Source organism: Mycobacterium sp. 663a-19 (assembly GCF_035616495.1).
Classification (GTDB): domain Bacteria; phylum Actinomycetota; class Actinomycetes; order Mycobacteriales; family Mycobacteriaceae; genus Mycobacterium.
Genome location: NZ_JAPJAV010000005.1, coordinates 327,724 through 343,045, shown reverse-complemented (window position 1 = coordinate 343,045; position 15,322 = coordinate 327,724). Strand labels below are relative to the sequence as shown.

The following is a 15,322-nucleotide window of genomic DNA, read 5'->3' as shown; positions in this document are numbered from 1 at the left end:
CGAGCCGCGAAACGATGTAGGGGATGATGGGGGAGTGCACGACGAACCCGACATCGACGACAGCGCGGAGCCCGCGGCCAGCGAGCCGCAGCAGCCCCCGCGCCGGCTGCGCCTGCTGCTGACCGTCGCGGCCGTGGTGCTGGCGCTGGACATCGCGACCAAGGTGATCGCGGTCAAGCTGCTGCCGCCCGGCCAGCCGGTGTCGATCATCGGCGACACCGTCACCTGGACGCTGGTGCGCAATTCGGGGGCCGCGTTCTCCATGGCGACCGGATACACCTGGCTGCTGACGCTGATCGCGACCGGCGTCGTGGTCGGCATCTTCTGGATGGGCCGGCGGCTGGTGTCGCCGTGGTGGGCGGTGGGCCTGGGCATGATCCTCGGCGGCGCGATGGGCAACCTGGTCGATCGCTTCTTCCGGGCACCCGGGCCGCTGCGCGGGCACGTCGTGGACTTCCTGTCCGTCGGCTGGTGGCCGGTGTTCAACGTCGCCGACCCGTCGGTGGTCGGCGGCGCGATCCTGCTCGTCGCGCTGTCGATATTCGGTTTCGACTTCGACACCGTGGGCCGGCGCAAGTCCGACGGGGAAACCGGCAGCCGGCGCAAGGCCGATCAGCGTTGACCGACCGCTCGATGCCCGTTCCGGAGGGGCTGGCGGGCATGCGCGTCGACGCCGGGCTGGCCCGCCTGCTGGGGCTGTCCCGCACCGCGGCGGCGGCCCTGGCCGAGGACGGCGGTGTCGAGCTGGACGGCGTGCGGGCCGGAAAGTCCGACCGCCTCACACCGGGCGCCTGGCTGCAGGTGCGGCTGCCGGAGGCGCCGGCGCCGCCGGAGAACACGCCCGCCGACATCGAGGGCATGACGATCCTGTACTCCGACGACGACATCGTCGCCGTCGACAAGCCGGCCGCGGTGGCCGCGCACGCGTCGGTGGGCTGGACCGGCCCGACGGTGCTCGGGGGCCTGGCCGCTGCCGGCTACCGCATCACGACGTCGGGGGTGCCCGAGCGGCAGGGCATCGTGCATCGCCTCGACGTCGGCACCTCCGGGGTGATGGTGGTGGCGCTGTCCGAGCGCGCCTACACCGTGCTCAAGCGGGCGTTCCGGCAGCGTACCGTCGACAAGCGCTATCACGCGCTGGTGCAGGGGCATCCGGACCCGTCCAGCGGGACGATCGACGCGCCGATCGGCCGGCACCGCGGCGGCGAGTGGAAGTTCGCCGTCACCAAGGACGGCCGGCACAGCCTCACCCACTACGACACCGTCGAGGCCTTCGTCGCGGCCAGCCTGCTCGACGTGCACCTGGAAACCGGTCGCACGCACCAGATCCGGGTTCATTTCGCCGCGCTGCACCACCCGTGCTGCGGCGACCTCGTCTACGGGGCCGATCCGAAGCTGGCGAAAAGGCTTGGGCTGCAACGGCAATGGCTGCACGCGCGGTCGCTGGCATTCGCCCATCCGGCCGACGGCCGGCGGATGGAGATCGTCAGCCCGTACCCGCCGGACCTGCAGCACGCGCTGGACGTACTGCGCAAGGAGGGGTGATCACTCCGGCTTGCGGGCCTCGACGAGCACCCGCGTCGGGTGCGCGACGAACGGGCCCTCGGCCTCGATGCGCCGGTGCAGCTCGGCCAGCCGGTCGCGGTAGCGCCGCACGGTGAAATCCGGCACGGTCCACACCACCTTGCGCAGGAAGTAGACGACGGCGCCGATGTCGAAGAACTCGGCGCGCAGCCGCTCCATCCGCACGTCGACGACCTGCAGCCCGCCGGCCCGGATCTGCTCGCGCACCGCGTCCGGGTGGAACTCGGCCCACTTCTCCGGCTGCGGCCCGATGAAGTACTCGACCAGCTCGCCCATCGTGGCGGGCCCGATGTGCTGCGCGAAGTAGCTGGCGCCCGGCCGCAGCACCCGGGCGATCTCCGTCCACCACACGGAGATCGGATGGCGGCTGGTCACCAGGTCGAACGCCTGGTCGGCGAACGGCAGCGGCGGCTCGTCGCGCATCGCCACGACCACCGCGCCGAGCGGGTGCAGGCGCTGGGTCGCCAGCGCGGCGTTGGGCGGCCACGTCTCGATGGCCGCCATGGTGGGCGGGAAGGGGCGCGCGCCGGCCAGCACCTCGCCGCCGCCGGTGTGGATGTCCAGCGCGGCCGACACCGTCGCCAGACGCCGGCTCAGCAACCGCTGGTAGCCCCAGGACGGTCGTTCTTCCGTCGCGCGGCCGTCGAGCCAGGAGAAGTCCCAGCCGTCGACGTTCACCGAGTCGGCTTCGGCCACCAGGTCTTCGAATGTGCGGGGCATGCCTGAATTCTCGCCATAAATCCCGCGCGCTGCGAACAATTGGGATTGGTCGGAATGCTCCGGCAGGAAACGAGCCGGCTCAGATGCTGGCAATCCCGGTGGTCACCAGGACGATTCCCGATACCCCGGCGATGACGACAAGGATCCGCCGGCGGCACGCCTGCAGCCAGTTGTGCACGGACAACATGATGGTTTGGGTCCGCTGCGGCTTCACCAGGTAGGCGACGAGCGCGATCTCGATAACCGCAAACATGCCAACGGTGAACGCGATGGCCGCGCAGAACTGCGTGCCGATGGCTGCGCCCGACGCCGCACAGACAGCGAGTACAGCCAGATATTCGATAGGCACCGGTAACTGTCCGAGCCCGGCCACAAACGCCACCCAGGGATGCCCGTCCGCCAGCGCGTGCTGAACGCGGGCCAGCAGGCGGGACACCGAACTCGGCCTACTTGTCCGTGGCGCCGAGGGCGATGGATCGCCACTAGTCAGCCGGGTCCAGGACCGCAGCCGCGGCAGACCAATTGCGTTCACCCCGGCGATCAACAGTGCGAGCACACCTATCACGAGCTTGGTGGGGCCACCGGTGAACCCCGCTGCCAAGTCTCGAACAAGAACAGGAAAGGAGTTGCGCAGCAGTATCACCGCAAGGGAGGCCAACCCCACACCTGTTGCCATTCCACCGAGTAGAAACGCGGCCAGATTAGCCACGGGCCGCGGCCGCGAAGTAATGAGCAGGGCAGCGCCTATACGTATTGGGTCTGCCGACACCGCGACCCCCAACAGCAGCGCGATCCCCCACACAGGTGGGGACGTTACCGCGCCGTGGCCGATTGCTGAACATCTCCGAGCGCCGTGTGTTTTGGAGCTCCAATCACAGCCCTGACGGCAATCTCGGCCGCTCGCCGGACGCGATCTCGGGCGCCAGCGGCGCGATCGCATCGAGGATCTCGGTCACCGTCGCGGGCGGGACGCCGGCGGCGGCCAGCGCATCGGCCAGGTGCCCGGCCACCAAACCGAAATGGTGCATGGTGATTCCGCGGCCCCGGTGCACTTGTTTCATCGGCGCGCCGGTGTAGGGCGCGGGCCCGCCGAGAGCGGCTCCGAAGAACTCGACCTGTTTGCCCTTGAGCCGGCTCATGTTCGTGCCCGTGAAGAAGCCCGACAGCTGATCGTCGGCAAGCACGCGAACGTAGAAGTCCTCGACGACGACTTCGATCGCCTCGTGCCCGCCGATCCGGTCATAGATACTGGCCGGCTCTGCCCTGCGGAAGCGTGCCCGTAGTCTCATGCGCTCCAGGGGACCATCCCCGCGTTGCCCGTCGGTTAGTGCGCCATCACGCGCGGATTGCTCGCTGTAACAACCGGATTGCCCGCAGCTGGCCACAACCCGCGCTGGTGCGTGAGCCACGCGACCGCGCCGACATGCAAGCAATCCGCAGCCAATCCGCATCCAATCGCCCACCGATGTTTTAGGTTGGCGGTATGACCCACAGAAGCGGGACCAATGAACCTCGGTGACCTGACGAACCTCGTGGAAAAGCCGTTCGCGGCGGTGTCCAACATCATCAACACCCCGAACTCCGCCGGGCGGTATCGGCCGTTCTATCTCAGGAACCTGCTCGACGCGGTGCAGGGCCGCACGCTCGAGGACGCGGTCGCGGGCAAGACCACCCTGATCACCGGGGGATCGTCTGGCATCGGCGCGGCCGCCGCGAAGAAGATCGCGGAGGCGGCCGGGGCCGTCGTGCTGGTGGCCCGCACCCGGGAGAACCTGGAGAAGGTGGCCGACGAGGTTCGCGGCGACGGCGGGACCGCCCACGTGTACCCGTGCGACCTGTCCGACATGGACGCCATCGCCGCGATGGCCGACCGGGTGCTCGACGACCTCGGCGGCGTCGACATCCTGATCAACAACGCGGGCCGCTCGATCCGGCGCTCGCTGGAGCTGTCCTACGACCGCATCCACGACTACCAGCGGACCATGCAGCTCAACTACCTCGGCGCCGTCCAGCTCATCCTCAAGTTCATTCCCGGCATGCGCGAGCGCGGCTTCGGGCACATCATCAACGTGTCCTCGGTCGGCGTGCAGACCCGCGCGCCCCGGTTCGGCGCCTACATCGCCAGCAAGGCCGCGCTGGACAGCCTGTGCGACGCGCTGCAAGCCGAGGTCGTCAATGACGGCATCCGGTTCACCACCGTGCACATGGCGCTGGTGCGCACGCCGATGATCAGCCCGACCAAGATGTACGACAAGTTCCCGGCGCTGACGCCGGACCAGGCGGCCGGCGTGATCACCGACGCGATCGTGCACCGGCCGCGGCGGGCCAGCTCGCCGTTCGGGCAATTCGCCGCCGTCGCCGACGCGGTGAACCCCGCGGTGATGGACCGGCTGCGCAACCGCGCGTTCGGCATGTTCGGCGACTCCAGTGCGGCAAAGGGATCCGCCAAGGGCCGCGAATCCGCAACCGACACAGAGCAATTCGACAAACGCAGCGAGACGTTCGTGCGCGCGACGCGCGGGATCCATTGGTGACGCCATGAGCCTTCCGAAACCCGACACCGACACCACCGTCGTCATCACCGGCGCCTCCTCCGGCATCGGCGCCGAGCTGGCTCGCGGCCTGGCCCGCCGCGGCTTCCCGCTGCTGCTGGTCGCGCGCCGCCGCGAGCGCCTCGACGAGCTCGCCAACGAGGTGGGCGCGGAGTACTCCGTCGCCGTCGAGGTGATGCCGCTGGACCTGAGCGACGGCAAATCCCGCGCCAAGTTGGCGACCCGGCTGCGCGACGAGCCGATCGCCGGCCTGTGCAACAGCGCCGGCTTCGGCACCAGCGGCGTCTTCTACACGCTGCCGCTGGAACGCGAGAGCGAGGAGGTCACGCTCAACGCGCTGGCGCTGATGGAGCTCACCCATGCGGTGCTGCCCGGCATGGTCGAACGCGGGGCCGGGGCGGTGATGAACATCGCCTCGATCGCGGGGTTCCAGCCGATGCCCTACATGGCGGTGTACTCGGCCACCAAGGCCTTCGTGCAGACGTTCTCCGAGGCCATCCACGAGGAGCTGCACGGCTCGGGGGTGTCGGTCACGGTGCTGTGCCCCGGCCCGGTGCCCACCGAGTGGGCCGAGATCGCCAACGCCGAGCGGTTCAGCCTTTCCATCGCGCAGGTCTCGCCGTCCGACGTCGCCGAGGCCGCGATCGGCGGGATGCTCGCCGGCCGGCGCAGCGTGGTGCCCGGGGTGGTGCCCAAGGTCGTCAGCACCAGCGGCAGGTTCGCGCCGCGCAGCCTGCTGTTGCCGGCGATCCGGATCGGGAACCGGTTCCGCGGCGGGCCGAGCCGCTGATGGCCGCAGTCGACATGACCGCCGACATGCCGATGACCCCGCAGGACATGTGGGATCACGTCGCGGACCTGGCGGACCTGGGCGAGTGGCTCGTCATGCACGAGGGCTGGCGCGGCGAGCTGCCCGACGAGATCACCGAGGGCACCCAGATCGTGGGCGTGGCGCGGGCCAAGGGTATGCGCAACCGGGTGACCTGGACGGTGACGAAGTGGGACCCGCCGCACGAGGTCGCGATGTCCGGGTTGGGCAAGGGCGGGACGAGATACGGCGTCACCCTGACCGTGCGGCCGACCGGGGCCGGGTCCACCCTCGGCCTGCGGCTGGAGCTGGGCGGGCGTCCGCTGTTCGGGCCGGTGGGCTCGGCGGCGGCCCGCGCCGTCAAGGGGGACGTGCAGAAATCTCTGAGGCTGTTCGTCGAGAAATACGGGTGAGCCCCGCACAACGGGCGCGAGACACACGCGCCGACACGCCCGGCCGCGTCGGTGCTCGGTCATAGACTGGCGTCCCTATGAACCAGTCGTCCTTCGTGCACCTGCACAACCACACCGAGTACTCGATGCTGGACGGTGCCGCGAAGATCGCGCCGATGCTCGCCGAGGCGCAGCGGCTGGAGATGCGCGCGATCGGCATGACCGACCACGGAAACATGTTCGGCGCCAGCGAGTTCTACAACGCGGCCACCAAGGCCGGGATCAAGCCGATCATCGGCGTCGAGGCCTACATCGCGCCGGGCTCGCGCTTCGACACCCGCCGCGTCACCTGGGGGGACCCCAGCCAGAAGGCCGACGACGTCTCCGGCAGCGGCTCCTACACGCACCTGACGATGGTGGCCGAGAACGCGACCGGCCTGCGCAACCTGTTCAAGCTGACCTCGCTGGCCTCCTTCGAGGGCCAGCTGAGCAAGTGGTCGCGGATGGATGCCGAGCTCATCGCCGAGCACGCCGAGGGCATCATCATCACCACCGGGTGCCCGTCGGGCGAGGTGCAGACCCGGCTGCGGCTGGGTCAGCAGCGGGAGGCGCTGGAGGCGGCCGCCAGGTGGCGCGAGATCGTCGGGCCGGACAACTACTTCCTGGAACTGATGGACCACGGGCTCGAGATCGAGCGGCGGGTCCGCGACGGGCTGCTCGAGATCGGCCGCACGCTGAACATTCCGCCGCTGGCCACCAACGACTGCCACTACGTCACCCGCGACGCCGCCCACAACCACGAGGCGCTGCTGTGCGTGCAGACCGGCAAGACGCTGTCGGACCCCAACCGGTTCAAATTCGACGGCGACGGCTACTACCTGAAGTCGGCCGCCGAGATGCGCCAGATCTGGGACGACGAGGTGCCCGGCGCCTGCGATTCCACGCTGCTGATCGCCGAGCGGGTGGGCTCCTACGCCGACGTGTGGGCGCCGCGCGACCGGATGCCGGTCTTCCCGGTGCCCGAGGGCCACGACCAGGCGTCCTGGCTGCGCCACGAGGTGGAGGCGGGGCTGCGCCGCCGATTCCCCGACGGCCCGCCGGACGGGTACGCCGCTCGCGCCGCCTACGAGATCGACGTCATCTGCTCCAAGGGCTTCCCGTCGTACTTCCTGATCGTCGCGGACCTGATCAACTACGCGCGGTCGGTGGGCATCCGGGTGGGCCCGGGCCGCGGCTCGGCCGCCGGGTCGCTGGTCGCCTACGCCCTGGGCATCACCGACATCGACCCGATCCCGCACGGGCTGCTGTTCGAGCGGTTCCTCAACCCCGAACGCACCTCGATGCCCGACATCGACATCGACTTCGACGACCGCCGCCGCGGCGAGATGGTGCGTTACGCCGCCGACAAGTGGGGCTCCGACCGGGTGGCGCAGGTCATCACCTTCGGCACCATCAAAACCAAAGCGGCGCTGAAGGATTCGGCGCGCATCCACTACGGCCAGCCCGGCTTCGCCATCGCCGACCGGATCACCAAGGCGCTGCCGCCGGCGATCATGGCCAAGGACATCCCGCTGGCGGGCATCACCGACCCCAACCACGAGCGGTACAAGGAAGCCGCCGAGGTGCGCGGCCTGATCGAGACCGACCCCGACGTGCGCACCATCTACCAGACCGCGCGCGGCCTGGAGGGCCTGATCCGCAACGCCGGCGTGCACGCCTGCGCGGTGATCATGAGCAGCGAGCCGCTGACCGAATCGATCCCACTGTGGAAGCGGCCGCAGGACGGCGCCATCATCACCGGCTGGGACTACCCGTCGTGCGAGGCCATCGGCCTGCTGAAGATGGACTTCCTGGGCCTGCGCAACCTGACGATCATCGGCGACGCGATCGAGAACATCAAGGCCAACAAGGGAATTGACCTCGACCTGGAATCGGTGTCGCTCGACGACAAGGCCACCTACGAGCTGCTGGGCCGCGGCGACACCCTCGGCGTGTTCCAGCTCGACGGCGGGCCGATGCGCGACCTGCTGCGCCGCATGCAACCCACCGGGTTCGAAGACGTCGTCGCCGTCATCGCGCTGTACCGGCCGGGGCCGATGGGCCAGAACGCGCACAACGACTACGCCGACCGCAAGAACGGCCGCCAGGCGATCCGGCCCATCCACCCGGAGCTCGCCGAGCCGCTCGAGGAGATCCTGGCCGAGACCTACGGCCTGATCGTCTACCAAGAGCAGATCATGCGCATCGCGCAGAAGGTGGCCGGCTACTCGCTGGCCCGAGCCGACATTCTGCGCAAGGCGATGGGCAAGAAGAAGCGCGAGGTGCTCGCCAAGGAGTACGAGGGCTTCGCGGAGGGGATGCAGTCCAACGGGTTCTCCGCGGGCGCCATCAAGGCGCTGTGGGACACCATCCTTCCGTTTGCCGACTACGCGTTCAACAAGTCGCACGCCGCGGGCTACGGCATGGTCTCCTATTGGACCGCCTACCTCAAGGCCAACTATCCCGCCGAGTACATGGCCGGCCTGCTGACCTCGGTGGGCGACGACAAGGACAAGGCCGCCGTCTACCTGGCCGACTGCCGCAAGCTGGGCATCACGGTGTTGCCGCCCGACGTAAACGAGTCCGGCCTGAACTTCGCGTCGGTGGGCAAGGACATCCGCTACGGGCTGGGCGCGGTGCGCAACGTCGGCGCCAACGTCGTCACATCGTTGATCAACACCCGCACCGACAAGGGCAAGTTCACCGACTTCTCGGACTACCTGAACAAGATCGACATCTCGGCGTGCAACAGGAGGGTCACCGAGTCGCTGATCAAGGCCGGCGCGTTCGACTCGCTGGGCCATCCCCGCAAGGGCCTGTTCCTGGTGCACACCGACGCCGTCGACTCGGTGCTGGGCACCAAGAAGGCCGAGGCGATGGGGCAGTTCGACCTGTTCGGGGGCTCCGATGCGGGCACCGACGCGGTGTTCACCATCAAGGTGCCCGACGACGAGTGGGAGGACAAGCACAAGCTGGCCCTGGAGCGCGAGATGCTGGGCCTGTACGTGTCGGGGCATCCGCTCAACCGGGTGGCGCACCTGCTGACCACGCAGGTCGACACCGCGATCCCGGCGATCCTCGACGGCGACATCCCCAACGACGCCCAGGTGCGGGTGGGCGGCATCCTGGCCTCGGTGAACCGGCGGGTAAACAAGAACGGAATGCCTTGGGCGTCAGCGCAATTGGAAGACCTCACCGGTGGCATCGAGGTGATGTTCTTCCCGCACGCGTATTCCGCCTATGGCGCCGACATCGTCGACGACGCGGTGGTGCTCATCAACGCCAAGGTGGCGATCCGCGACGACCGGATCGCGCTGATCGCCAACGACCTGGTGGTCCCCGACTTCTCCAAGGCCCAGGCGGACCGGCCGCTGGCGGTCAGCCTGCCCACCCGGCAGTGCACCATCGACAAGGTCAGCGCGCTCAAGCAGGTGCTGGCCCGCCACCCGGGCACCTCGCAGGTGCATCTGCGGCTCGTCAGCGGGGACCGGATCACCACGCTGGAGCTGGACGCCTCGCTGCGGGTGACGCCGTCGCCGGCGCTGATGGGCGACCTCAAGGAGCTGCTGGGCCCGGGCTGCCTGGGCGGTTAACGCCGCCCACCCCTTGCCGCGAGGGTCCGCAAATGTACGGAATTTGCGGCGTGTCGCCGTACAAATGGGCGCGCTCGCGAACGCCTCATGCCACGTCCACCCGGACGATGGCGCTGTCGGCCCACACGCCGCGGTCGCGCGCGCGGCGCAGCCTCTCGCGCAGGCACAGATCTTGGTGGACGTTGGTCACGCCGGGCACCTTGATCAGCGGCATGACGTTCCACTGCCAGCCATACCGCTCGTGCAGCAGCCGGTTGGCCCGCTCGGCGTCGGCGGCGGCAAGGATCGTGGCCCGGCCCGCGACCGCCGCCGCGCCGCGGCGCACCCGGCCCCGGTAGTCGCATGCCGCGAGTTCGACATCGCGGCGCGCCGCCAGCCGTCGGGTCTTCGGGCCCACCTTGGTCCGGAACACCAGCGCGTCGCCGTCGAGACCGAACCAGATCGGGGTGTCGACGGGTGTGCCGTCGCGGCGAAACGAGCGCAATAGGGCATATCGGGTTTGGGCCAGCTCAGCGAGTGCGGTGTTGTGCATGCCCACAGTCAACGACTTAGAGTTAGCTCTAAGTCAAGCATCGATTCCTCGGGAGGCGCGATGGCCGCACGCCTGACGATCGGCGAGGTCTCGCGCCGGGCCGGGGTCGCCGCGACCACCCTGCGCTACTACGAGCGGATCGGGCTGGTGCCGGCGCCGTCGCGGCTGGGCGGTCAGCGCCGCTACGACGACGCGGTGCTGGCCCGCCTCGAGGTGATCCGGCTCTGCAAGTCCGCCGGGTTCGCACTCGAGGAGATCCGGGCGCTGTTCGCCGACGACGCCCCGGGACGGCCCGCCAGCCGCGCGCTGGCCGAGGCGAAACTCGCCGAGATCGACGCCCAGATGGCGTCGCTGGCCCGGGCGCGCGCGGTCATCGAATGGGGCATGCGTTGCACGTGCCCGTCGATCGACGCCTGCACGTGCGGCATTCACAGCCCGCAGCAGATTCAGAACCGGTAGCGCAGGATCCGCGCCTTGCGGGCCGACGCCGCGAACAAGCCGGATACCTTGGTGGCCAACCGAATCCAGCCCGGAAACAGGTCGACCTCGGGGGCGTGTGCCAGGCTGGTTTCCTCGACCAGCGTCAGCGCCGGGTTCCACGCCAGCGGCACCCGCGCGTCCTTGAACCCCGGATAGCCCCACTGGGCGCCGACGCTGCTGAACATCTGCTGCGGCGCCAGCCGCACCGCCAGCCGGCTGAACCAGCCGATGCGCCCGTAGTCGTTGAAGGCCAGCTCCCCGGACGCGAAGTGCTCGGTGACGCGGCGAAACACACCGACGATCACCGCCTCGGACAGAAACGCGAACAGCCCGTCGGCGATCACCATGGTGGGCCGGCCGGACGGGATGGGCTCGGGCCAGCCGTTGTCGGCCACCGACGCGGTGATCGAGTGGCCGCGCTCGTGGGCCGGCATCAGCCGGTCGCGCACCGCGATGACGCCGGGCAGGTCGACGCTGTACCAGTCGACCGTGGCGGGCGGGTTCACCCGGAACAGGCCCGTGTCCAGGCCCGCGCCCAGGTCCACCACGACGGCATTCGGGTGCTCGGCCGTGAACGCGCGGACCCGGTCGTCGAGCATCTTGGCGCGCAGGGACGTCTGGCACACCACGCTCGTGGGCACGCCGAGGGCCTCGAAGTCGTAGTCGATCCTGCCGACGATCTCGTCGGCGAGCGTGTCGCCCAGGATGGGCCGGGGCCACCGGCTGTCGAGCGCCCGCGCGTATTGCGTCAGCAGCGCGGTCTGCTCCAGCGGGGAGAGGTCGCTGACGTCGACGCGTTGATCGGACCGCATGCCCCGAACGTACTAGGTGCAAGCTATTCCGCGGCCCCTGACCACGGACGTACGCTCACGAAGTGATGACGCACACGACGACACCCGACCGTCCGGCCACCTTGTGCGAGGCGTTCCAGCGCACCGCGTCGATCGACCCGGACGGCGTCGTGCTGCGCACCCCCGGTGACACTCAGACGCTGACCTGGCGGGAGCTGACCGAACAGGTGCGCAAGGTCGCCGCGGGGCTCGCGGGCTTGGGGGTCCGGCGCGGCGACACGGTTTCGCTGATGATGGCCAACCGGATCGAGTTCTACCCGCTCGAGATCGGTGCCCAACACGTCGGCGCCACTTCGTTTTCGGTGTACAACACGCTGCCCGCCGAGCAGCTCAGCTACCTGTTCGACAACGCCGGCACCAAGGTCGCGATCTGCGAGGAGCAGTACGTGGACCGCATCCGCGCTAGCGGTGCGGACATCGAGCACATCGTCTGCATCGACGGTTCGCCGCCGGGCACCATCTCGGTGGACGAGCTGTATGCCGCCGCGCCAGCCGATTTCGACTTCGAGTCCACCTGGCGCGCGGTGCGGCCCGACGACGTCGTCACGCTCATCTACACGTCCGGGACCACCGGGAACCCCAAGGGCGTGGAGATGACCCACGCCAACCTGTTGTTCGAGGCGTTCGCCCTGTACAGCGTGCTGCCGGTCCGGTTTGGTGAGCGGGTCACGTCGTTCCTGCCGTCGGCGCACATCGCCGACCGGGTGATGGCGCTCTACGGGCTGGAGGTGTTCGGCGCCCAGGTCACCGTGATCTCCGACGCGCGGGCCATCGCCGCCGCGCTGCCCGACGTGCGGCCCACGGTGTGGGGCGCGGTACCGCGGGTGTGGGAAAAGCTCAAGGCCGCAATCGAATTCACCGTCGACCACGAGACCGACGAAACCAAACGCCAGGCGTTGCAGTGGGCGATGTCGGTGGCGGCCAAGCGCGCCGACGCCGAACTGGCCGGCCAACCCATGCCCGACGACGTCGCCGCCGAATGGGCCAAGGCCGACGAGTTGGTGCTGTCCAAGCTGCGCGAGCGGCTCGGCTTCGGCGAGCTGCGCTGGGCGGTGTCCGGTGCGGCCCCGATCCCCAAGGAGACGCTGGCGTTCTTCACCGGCATCGGCATTCCGATCGCCGAGGTGTGGGGGATGTCGGAGCTGAGTTGCGTTGCGGCCGTGAGCCATCCCGACGCCGGGCGACTGGGCACGGTCGGCAAGCTGCTCCCGGGGCTGGAGGGCAAGATCGCCGACGACGGCGAGTTCCTGGTCCGCGGGCCGCTGGTGATGAAGGGCTACCGCCGGGAACCGGCGAAGACCGCGGAGGCCATCGACGCCGACGGCTGGCTGCACACCGGCGACATCCTGGCCGAGGACGACGATGGCTACCTGCGCGTCGTCGACCGCAAGAAGGAGTTGATCATCAACGCGGCCGGAAAGAACATGTCCCCGGCCAACATCGAGAACACCATCCTGGCCGCCTGCCCGATGGTCGGCGTGATGATCACGATCGGCGACGGGAGGCCGTACAACGCCGCGCTGATGGTCTTCGACGCCGAATCCGTCGGCCCGTACGCGGCCCAGCACGGCCTCGCCGACGCCTCGCCCGCGGCGCTGGCGGCCCACCCGGAGGTCATCGCCCGGATCGCCGCAGGCGTGGCCGAGGGCAACGCCAAACTGTCACGTGTGGAACAGATCAAGCGCTTCCGGGTCCTGCCGACGGTATGGGAGCCCGGCGGTGACGAGATAACGCTGACCATGAAGCTCAAGCGCAAGCCGATCATGGCGAAATACGCAGCCGAGATCGAGGACCTCTACGCGAGCGAGCCGCATCCCGAGGTCCACGAGCCCGCCCAGGCCGCGACGGTGCAACCGGCATGAGCGGGGGACGGCTGGCGATGGCGCGCGAGCTCGGTCGCGTCGGGACGCGAAAGCTGCTGCAGCGCAGCGGAATACTCGATGAATCGGTGACGCCGCTGTCGACCGATCCCGCCGAGGTTGTTCAGCTGCTGGCCGCGCCGTGGTACGCCGAGCGGCTCGACAAGCTCGCCGACGATCTCGGCCGCGACCCGGCCGCCGTGCGCGCCGAGGCCGCGGGCTACCTGCGCGAGATGGCGCCCTCGCTGGACGAGCGGGCGGTGCACGCGTGGAGCGGCTTTTCTCGCTGGCTCATGCGGGCCTACGACGTGCTGGTCGACGAGGACCAGATCGCGGCGCTGCGCAAGCTGGATCGAAAGGCGACGCTGGCGTTCGCGTTCTCTCATCGCTCGTATCTGGACGGCCTGCTGCTGCCGGAGGTGATCCTGGCCAACCGGCTCAAGCCGGCGCTGACCTTCGGCGGGTCGAACATGAACTTCTTCCCGTTGGGCGCCTGGGCCAAGCGCACCGGGACGATCTTCATCCGCCGTCAGACCAGGGACATCCCCGTCTACCGCTTGACGCTGCGCGCCTACACCGCGCAGCTGGTGCAAAACCACGCCAACCTGACCTGGTCGATCGAGGGGGGCCGGACCAGGACCGGCAAGCTGCGGCCCCCGGTGTATGGGATCCTGCGCTACATCAGCGACGCCGTCGACGAAATCGACGGCCCCGAGGTCTATTTGGTGCCCACCTCCATCGTGTACGACCAGCTGCACGAGGTGGAAGCCATGACCACCGAGGCCTACGGGGCGGTGAAACGGCCCGAGGACCTTCGCTTCATGATCCGGCTGGCCCGGCAGCAGGGCGAGCGGCTCGGCCGCGCCTACCTGGACTTCGGCGAACCGCTGCCGCTGCGCAAGCGGCTCGAGGAATTGCGCGCCTTGGAAACTTCGGCGTCCGGCGCCGGCACCGAGATCGAACGCATCGCGCTCGACGTCGAACACCGGATCAACCGCGCCACCCCGGTCACGCCCACCGCGGTGGTGAGCCTCGCGCTGCTGGGCGCGGACCGCTCGCTGTCCATCAGCGAGGTGCTGGCCACCGTGCAACCGCTGGCGAGCTACATCGCGGCGCGCAACTGGACGGTGGCCGGGGCGGCGGACCTGACGAACCGCTCCACGATCCGATGGACCCTGCACCAGCTCGTCGCCTCCGGCGTGGTCAGCGTCTACGAGGCGGGCACCGAACCGGTCTGGGGCATCGGGGCGGACCAGCACCTGGTCGCGGCGTTCTACCGCAACACCGCCATCCACATCCTGGTCGACCGCGCCATCGCCGAGACGGCGTTGCTGGCCGCCTGCGAGACGTCGACGGACGGCCTGGTGTCGCCGGCGTCCGTGCGCGACGAGGCGCTGAGCCTTCGCGAGCTGCTGAAGTTCGAGTTCTTGTTCTCGGCCCGCGCCCAGTTCGAGAAGGAGCTGGCCGACGAGGTGCGCCTGATCGGGTCGGCGGAAGACCCGGTGGACACCAGCAAGGCCGCCGGGGTGGCCGAGGTGCGGCGGCTGCTGCAGGAGGCGGATCTGCTGCTGGCGCACCTGGTGTTGCGCCCGTTCCTGGACGCCTACCACATCGTCGCCGACCGGCTGGCCGCCCACGAGGACGAATCGTTCGACGAGCAGGCATTTTTGGGCGAGTGCCTCGAGGTGGGCAAGCAGTGGGAGCTGCAGCGCCGGATCGCCAGCGCCGAGTCGCGGTCGATGGAGCTGTTCAAGACCGCGCTGCGGCTGGCGCGGCACCGCGAGCTGGTGGACGGCTTCGAGTATCCCGACATCGCCGAACGACGACGGCAGTTCGCCGACGAGATCGCCACCGCCATCCGCCGGGTGAACGCGATCGCGGAGCTGGCGAGGACGCGCTGACCGTCGCCCCG

The 15,322-nt window shown here is 69.3% G+C and carries 14 protein-coding genes; 9 read left to right on the top strand and 5 right to left on the bottom strand.

The annotated features are described in order from the left end of the window. Positions 1 to 34: 34 nt before the first annotated feature. Both lspA and OQ968_RS11930 read left to right on the top strand, forming a co-directional pair. Entirely contained in the window at positions 35 to 622 is a 588-nt protein-coding gene (gene lspA, locus OQ968_RS11935; RefSeq protein ID WP_324677928.1) for a signal peptidase II, read from the top strand. Beyond that, positions 619 to 1,545, top strand: coding sequence for an RluA family pseudouridine synthase (locus tag OQ968_RS11930; RefSeq protein WP_324677926.1), 927 nt, complete (start codon positions 619 to 621; stop codon positions 1,543 to 1,545). Before lspA ends, OQ968_RS11930 begins: the two co-directional genes overlap by 4 nt. Here the strand turns inward: OQ968_RS11930 and OQ968_RS11925 are convergent, their stop codons facing one another. From OQ968_RS11925 to OQ968_RS11915, 3 genes are all read right to left on the bottom strand, one after another. After that, positions 1,546 to 2,304 carry a methyltransferase domain-containing protein gene (locus OQ968_RS11925; protein WP_324677924.1) on the bottom strand — a complete coding sequence of 253 codons (759 nt, stop codon included), beginning with the start codon at positions 2,302 to 2,304 and terminating at the stop codon, positions 1,546 to 1,548. Between the two features lie 79 nt (positions 2,305 to 2,383). Continuing rightward, the gene (locus OQ968_RS11920; protein ID WP_324677922.1) at positions 2,384 to 3,244 is read right to left on the bottom strand and encodes a GAP family protein; all 861 of its coding nucleotides are present in this window, start codon (positions 3,242 to 3,244) and stop codon (positions 2,384 to 2,386) included. Then, positions 3,177 to 3,593, bottom strand: a complete 417-nt coding sequence (locus OQ968_RS11915; RefSeq protein ID WP_324677920.1) for a group 1 truncated hemoglobin — start codon at positions 3,591 to 3,593, stop codon at positions 3,177 to 3,179. The genes OQ968_RS11920 and OQ968_RS11915 overlap by 68 nt, the downstream gene beginning before the upstream one ends. Positions 3,594 to 3,809: 216 nt before the next feature. On the opposite strand from OQ968_RS11915, the gene OQ968_RS11910 reads away from it, so the two are divergent. From OQ968_RS11910 to dnaE, 4 genes are all read left to right on the top strand, one after another. Then, on the top strand, positions 3,810 to 4,838 hold the full coding sequence (locus OQ968_RS11910) for an SDR family NAD(P)-dependent oxidoreductase (protein ID WP_324677918.1): 1,029 nt from the start codon (positions 3,810 to 3,812) through the stop codon (positions 4,836 to 4,838). A gap of 4 nt (positions 4,839 to 4,842) precedes the next feature. Beyond that, positions 4,843 to 5,646 carry an SDR family oxidoreductase gene (locus OQ968_RS11905; protein ID WP_324677916.1) on the top strand — a complete coding sequence of 268 codons (804 nt, stop codon included), beginning with the start codon at positions 4,843 to 4,845 and terminating at the stop codon, positions 5,644 to 5,646. Continuing rightward, complete coding sequence (locus OQ968_RS11900; protein ID WP_324677914.1) at positions 5,646 to 6,077, top strand: SRPBCC family protein; 432 nt, start codon at positions 5,646 to 5,648, stop codon at positions 6,075 to 6,077. Before OQ968_RS11905 ends, OQ968_RS11900 begins: the two co-directional genes overlap by 1 nt. A gap of 77 nt (positions 6,078 to 6,154) precedes the next feature. Further along, entirely contained in the window at positions 6,155 to 9,688 is a 3,534-nt protein-coding gene (gene dnaE, locus OQ968_RS11895; RefSeq protein WP_324677912.1) for a DNA polymerase III subunit alpha, read from the top strand. Between the two features lie 85 nt (positions 9,689 to 9,773). Here dnaE and OQ968_RS11890 read toward each other — a convergent pair whose 3' ends face one another. After that, positions 9,774 to 10,220: a PPOX class F420-dependent oxidoreductase gene (locus OQ968_RS11890; protein WP_324677910.1), complete on the bottom strand. Its 447-nt coding sequence runs from the start codon at positions 10,218 to 10,220 to the stop codon at positions 9,774 to 9,776. 60 nt (positions 10,221 to 10,280) lie between these two features. On the opposite strand from OQ968_RS11890, the gene OQ968_RS11885 reads away from it, so the two are divergent. Then, positions 10,281 to 10,679 (top strand): MerR family transcriptional regulator, encoded by a 399-nt coding sequence (locus OQ968_RS11885; RefSeq protein WP_324677909.1) that lies wholly within the window; start codon positions 10,281 to 10,283, stop codon positions 10,677 to 10,679. Here OQ968_RS11885 and OQ968_RS11880 read toward each other — a convergent pair. Beyond that, a complete protein-coding gene (locus OQ968_RS11880) occupies positions 10,667 to 11,512 on the bottom strand; it encodes a class I SAM-dependent methyltransferase (RefSeq protein ID WP_324677906.1) in 846 nt (281 codons plus the stop codon). The genes OQ968_RS11885 and OQ968_RS11880 overlap by 13 nt on opposite strands. Before the next feature lie 65 nt (positions 11,513 to 11,577). Between OQ968_RS11880 and fadD11 the strand changes: the two genes are divergently transcribed. Next, positions 11,578 to 13,413 (top strand): fatty acid--CoA ligase FadD11, encoded by a 1,836-nt coding sequence (fadD11, locus tag OQ968_RS11875; protein ID WP_324678028.1) that lies wholly within the window; start codon positions 11,578 to 11,580, stop codon positions 13,411 to 13,413. A gap of 17 nt (positions 13,414 to 13,430) precedes the next feature. Then, a complete protein-coding gene (locus OQ968_RS11870; RefSeq protein ID WP_420715895.1) occupies positions 13,431 to 15,311 on the top strand; it encodes a lysophospholipid acyltransferase in 1,881 nt (626 codons plus the stop codon). The last annotated feature ends 11 nt before the right edge of the window (positions 15,312 to 15,322 follow it).

Coding starts and splice junctions, on each gene's coding strand:
- fadD11 (WP_324678028.1), top strand. CDS start 11,578: ATGACGCACACGACGACACCCGACCGTCCGGCCACCTTGTGCGAGGCG.
- OQ968_RS11880 (WP_324677906.1), bottom strand. CDS start 11,512: ATGCGGTCCGATCAACGCGTCGACGTCAGCGACCTCTCCCCGCTGGAG.
- OQ968_RS11885 (WP_324677909.1), top strand. CDS start 10,281: ATGGCCGCACGCCTGACGATCGGCGAGGTCTCGCGCCGGGCCGGGGTC.
- OQ968_RS11890 (WP_324677910.1), bottom strand. CDS start 10,220: ATGCACAACACCGCACTCGCTGAGCTGGCCCAAACCCGATATGCCCTA.
- OQ968_RS11870 (WP_420715895.1), top strand. CDS start 13,431: ATGGCGCGCGAGCTCGGTCGCGTCGGGACGCGAAAGCTGCTGCAGCGC.
- OQ968_RS11905 (WP_324677916.1), top strand. CDS start 4,843: ATGAGCCTTCCGAAACCCGACACCGACACCACCGTCGTCATCACCGGC.
- OQ968_RS11920 (WP_324677922.1), bottom strand. CDS start 3,244: ATGCGATCGCGCCGCTGGCGCCCGAGATCGCGTCCGGCGAGCGGCCGA.
- OQ968_RS11925 (WP_324677924.1), bottom strand. CDS start 2,304: ATGCCCCGCACATTCGAAGACCTGGTGGCCGAAGCCGACTCGGTGAAC.
- OQ968_RS11915 (WP_324677920.1), bottom strand. CDS start 3,593: ATGAGACTACGGGCACGCTTCCGCAGGGCAGAGCCGGCCAGTATCTAT.
- OQ968_RS11900 (WP_324677914.1), top strand. CDS start 5,646: ATGGCCGCAGTCGACATGACCGCCGACATGCCGATGACCCCGCAGGAC.
- dnaE (WP_324677912.1), top strand. CDS start 6,155: ATGAACCAGTCGTCCTTCGTGCACCTGCACAACCACACCGAGTACTCG.
- OQ968_RS11910 (WP_324677918.1), top strand. CDS start 3,810: ATGAACCTCGGTGACCTGACGAACCTCGTGGAAAAGCCGTTCGCGGCG.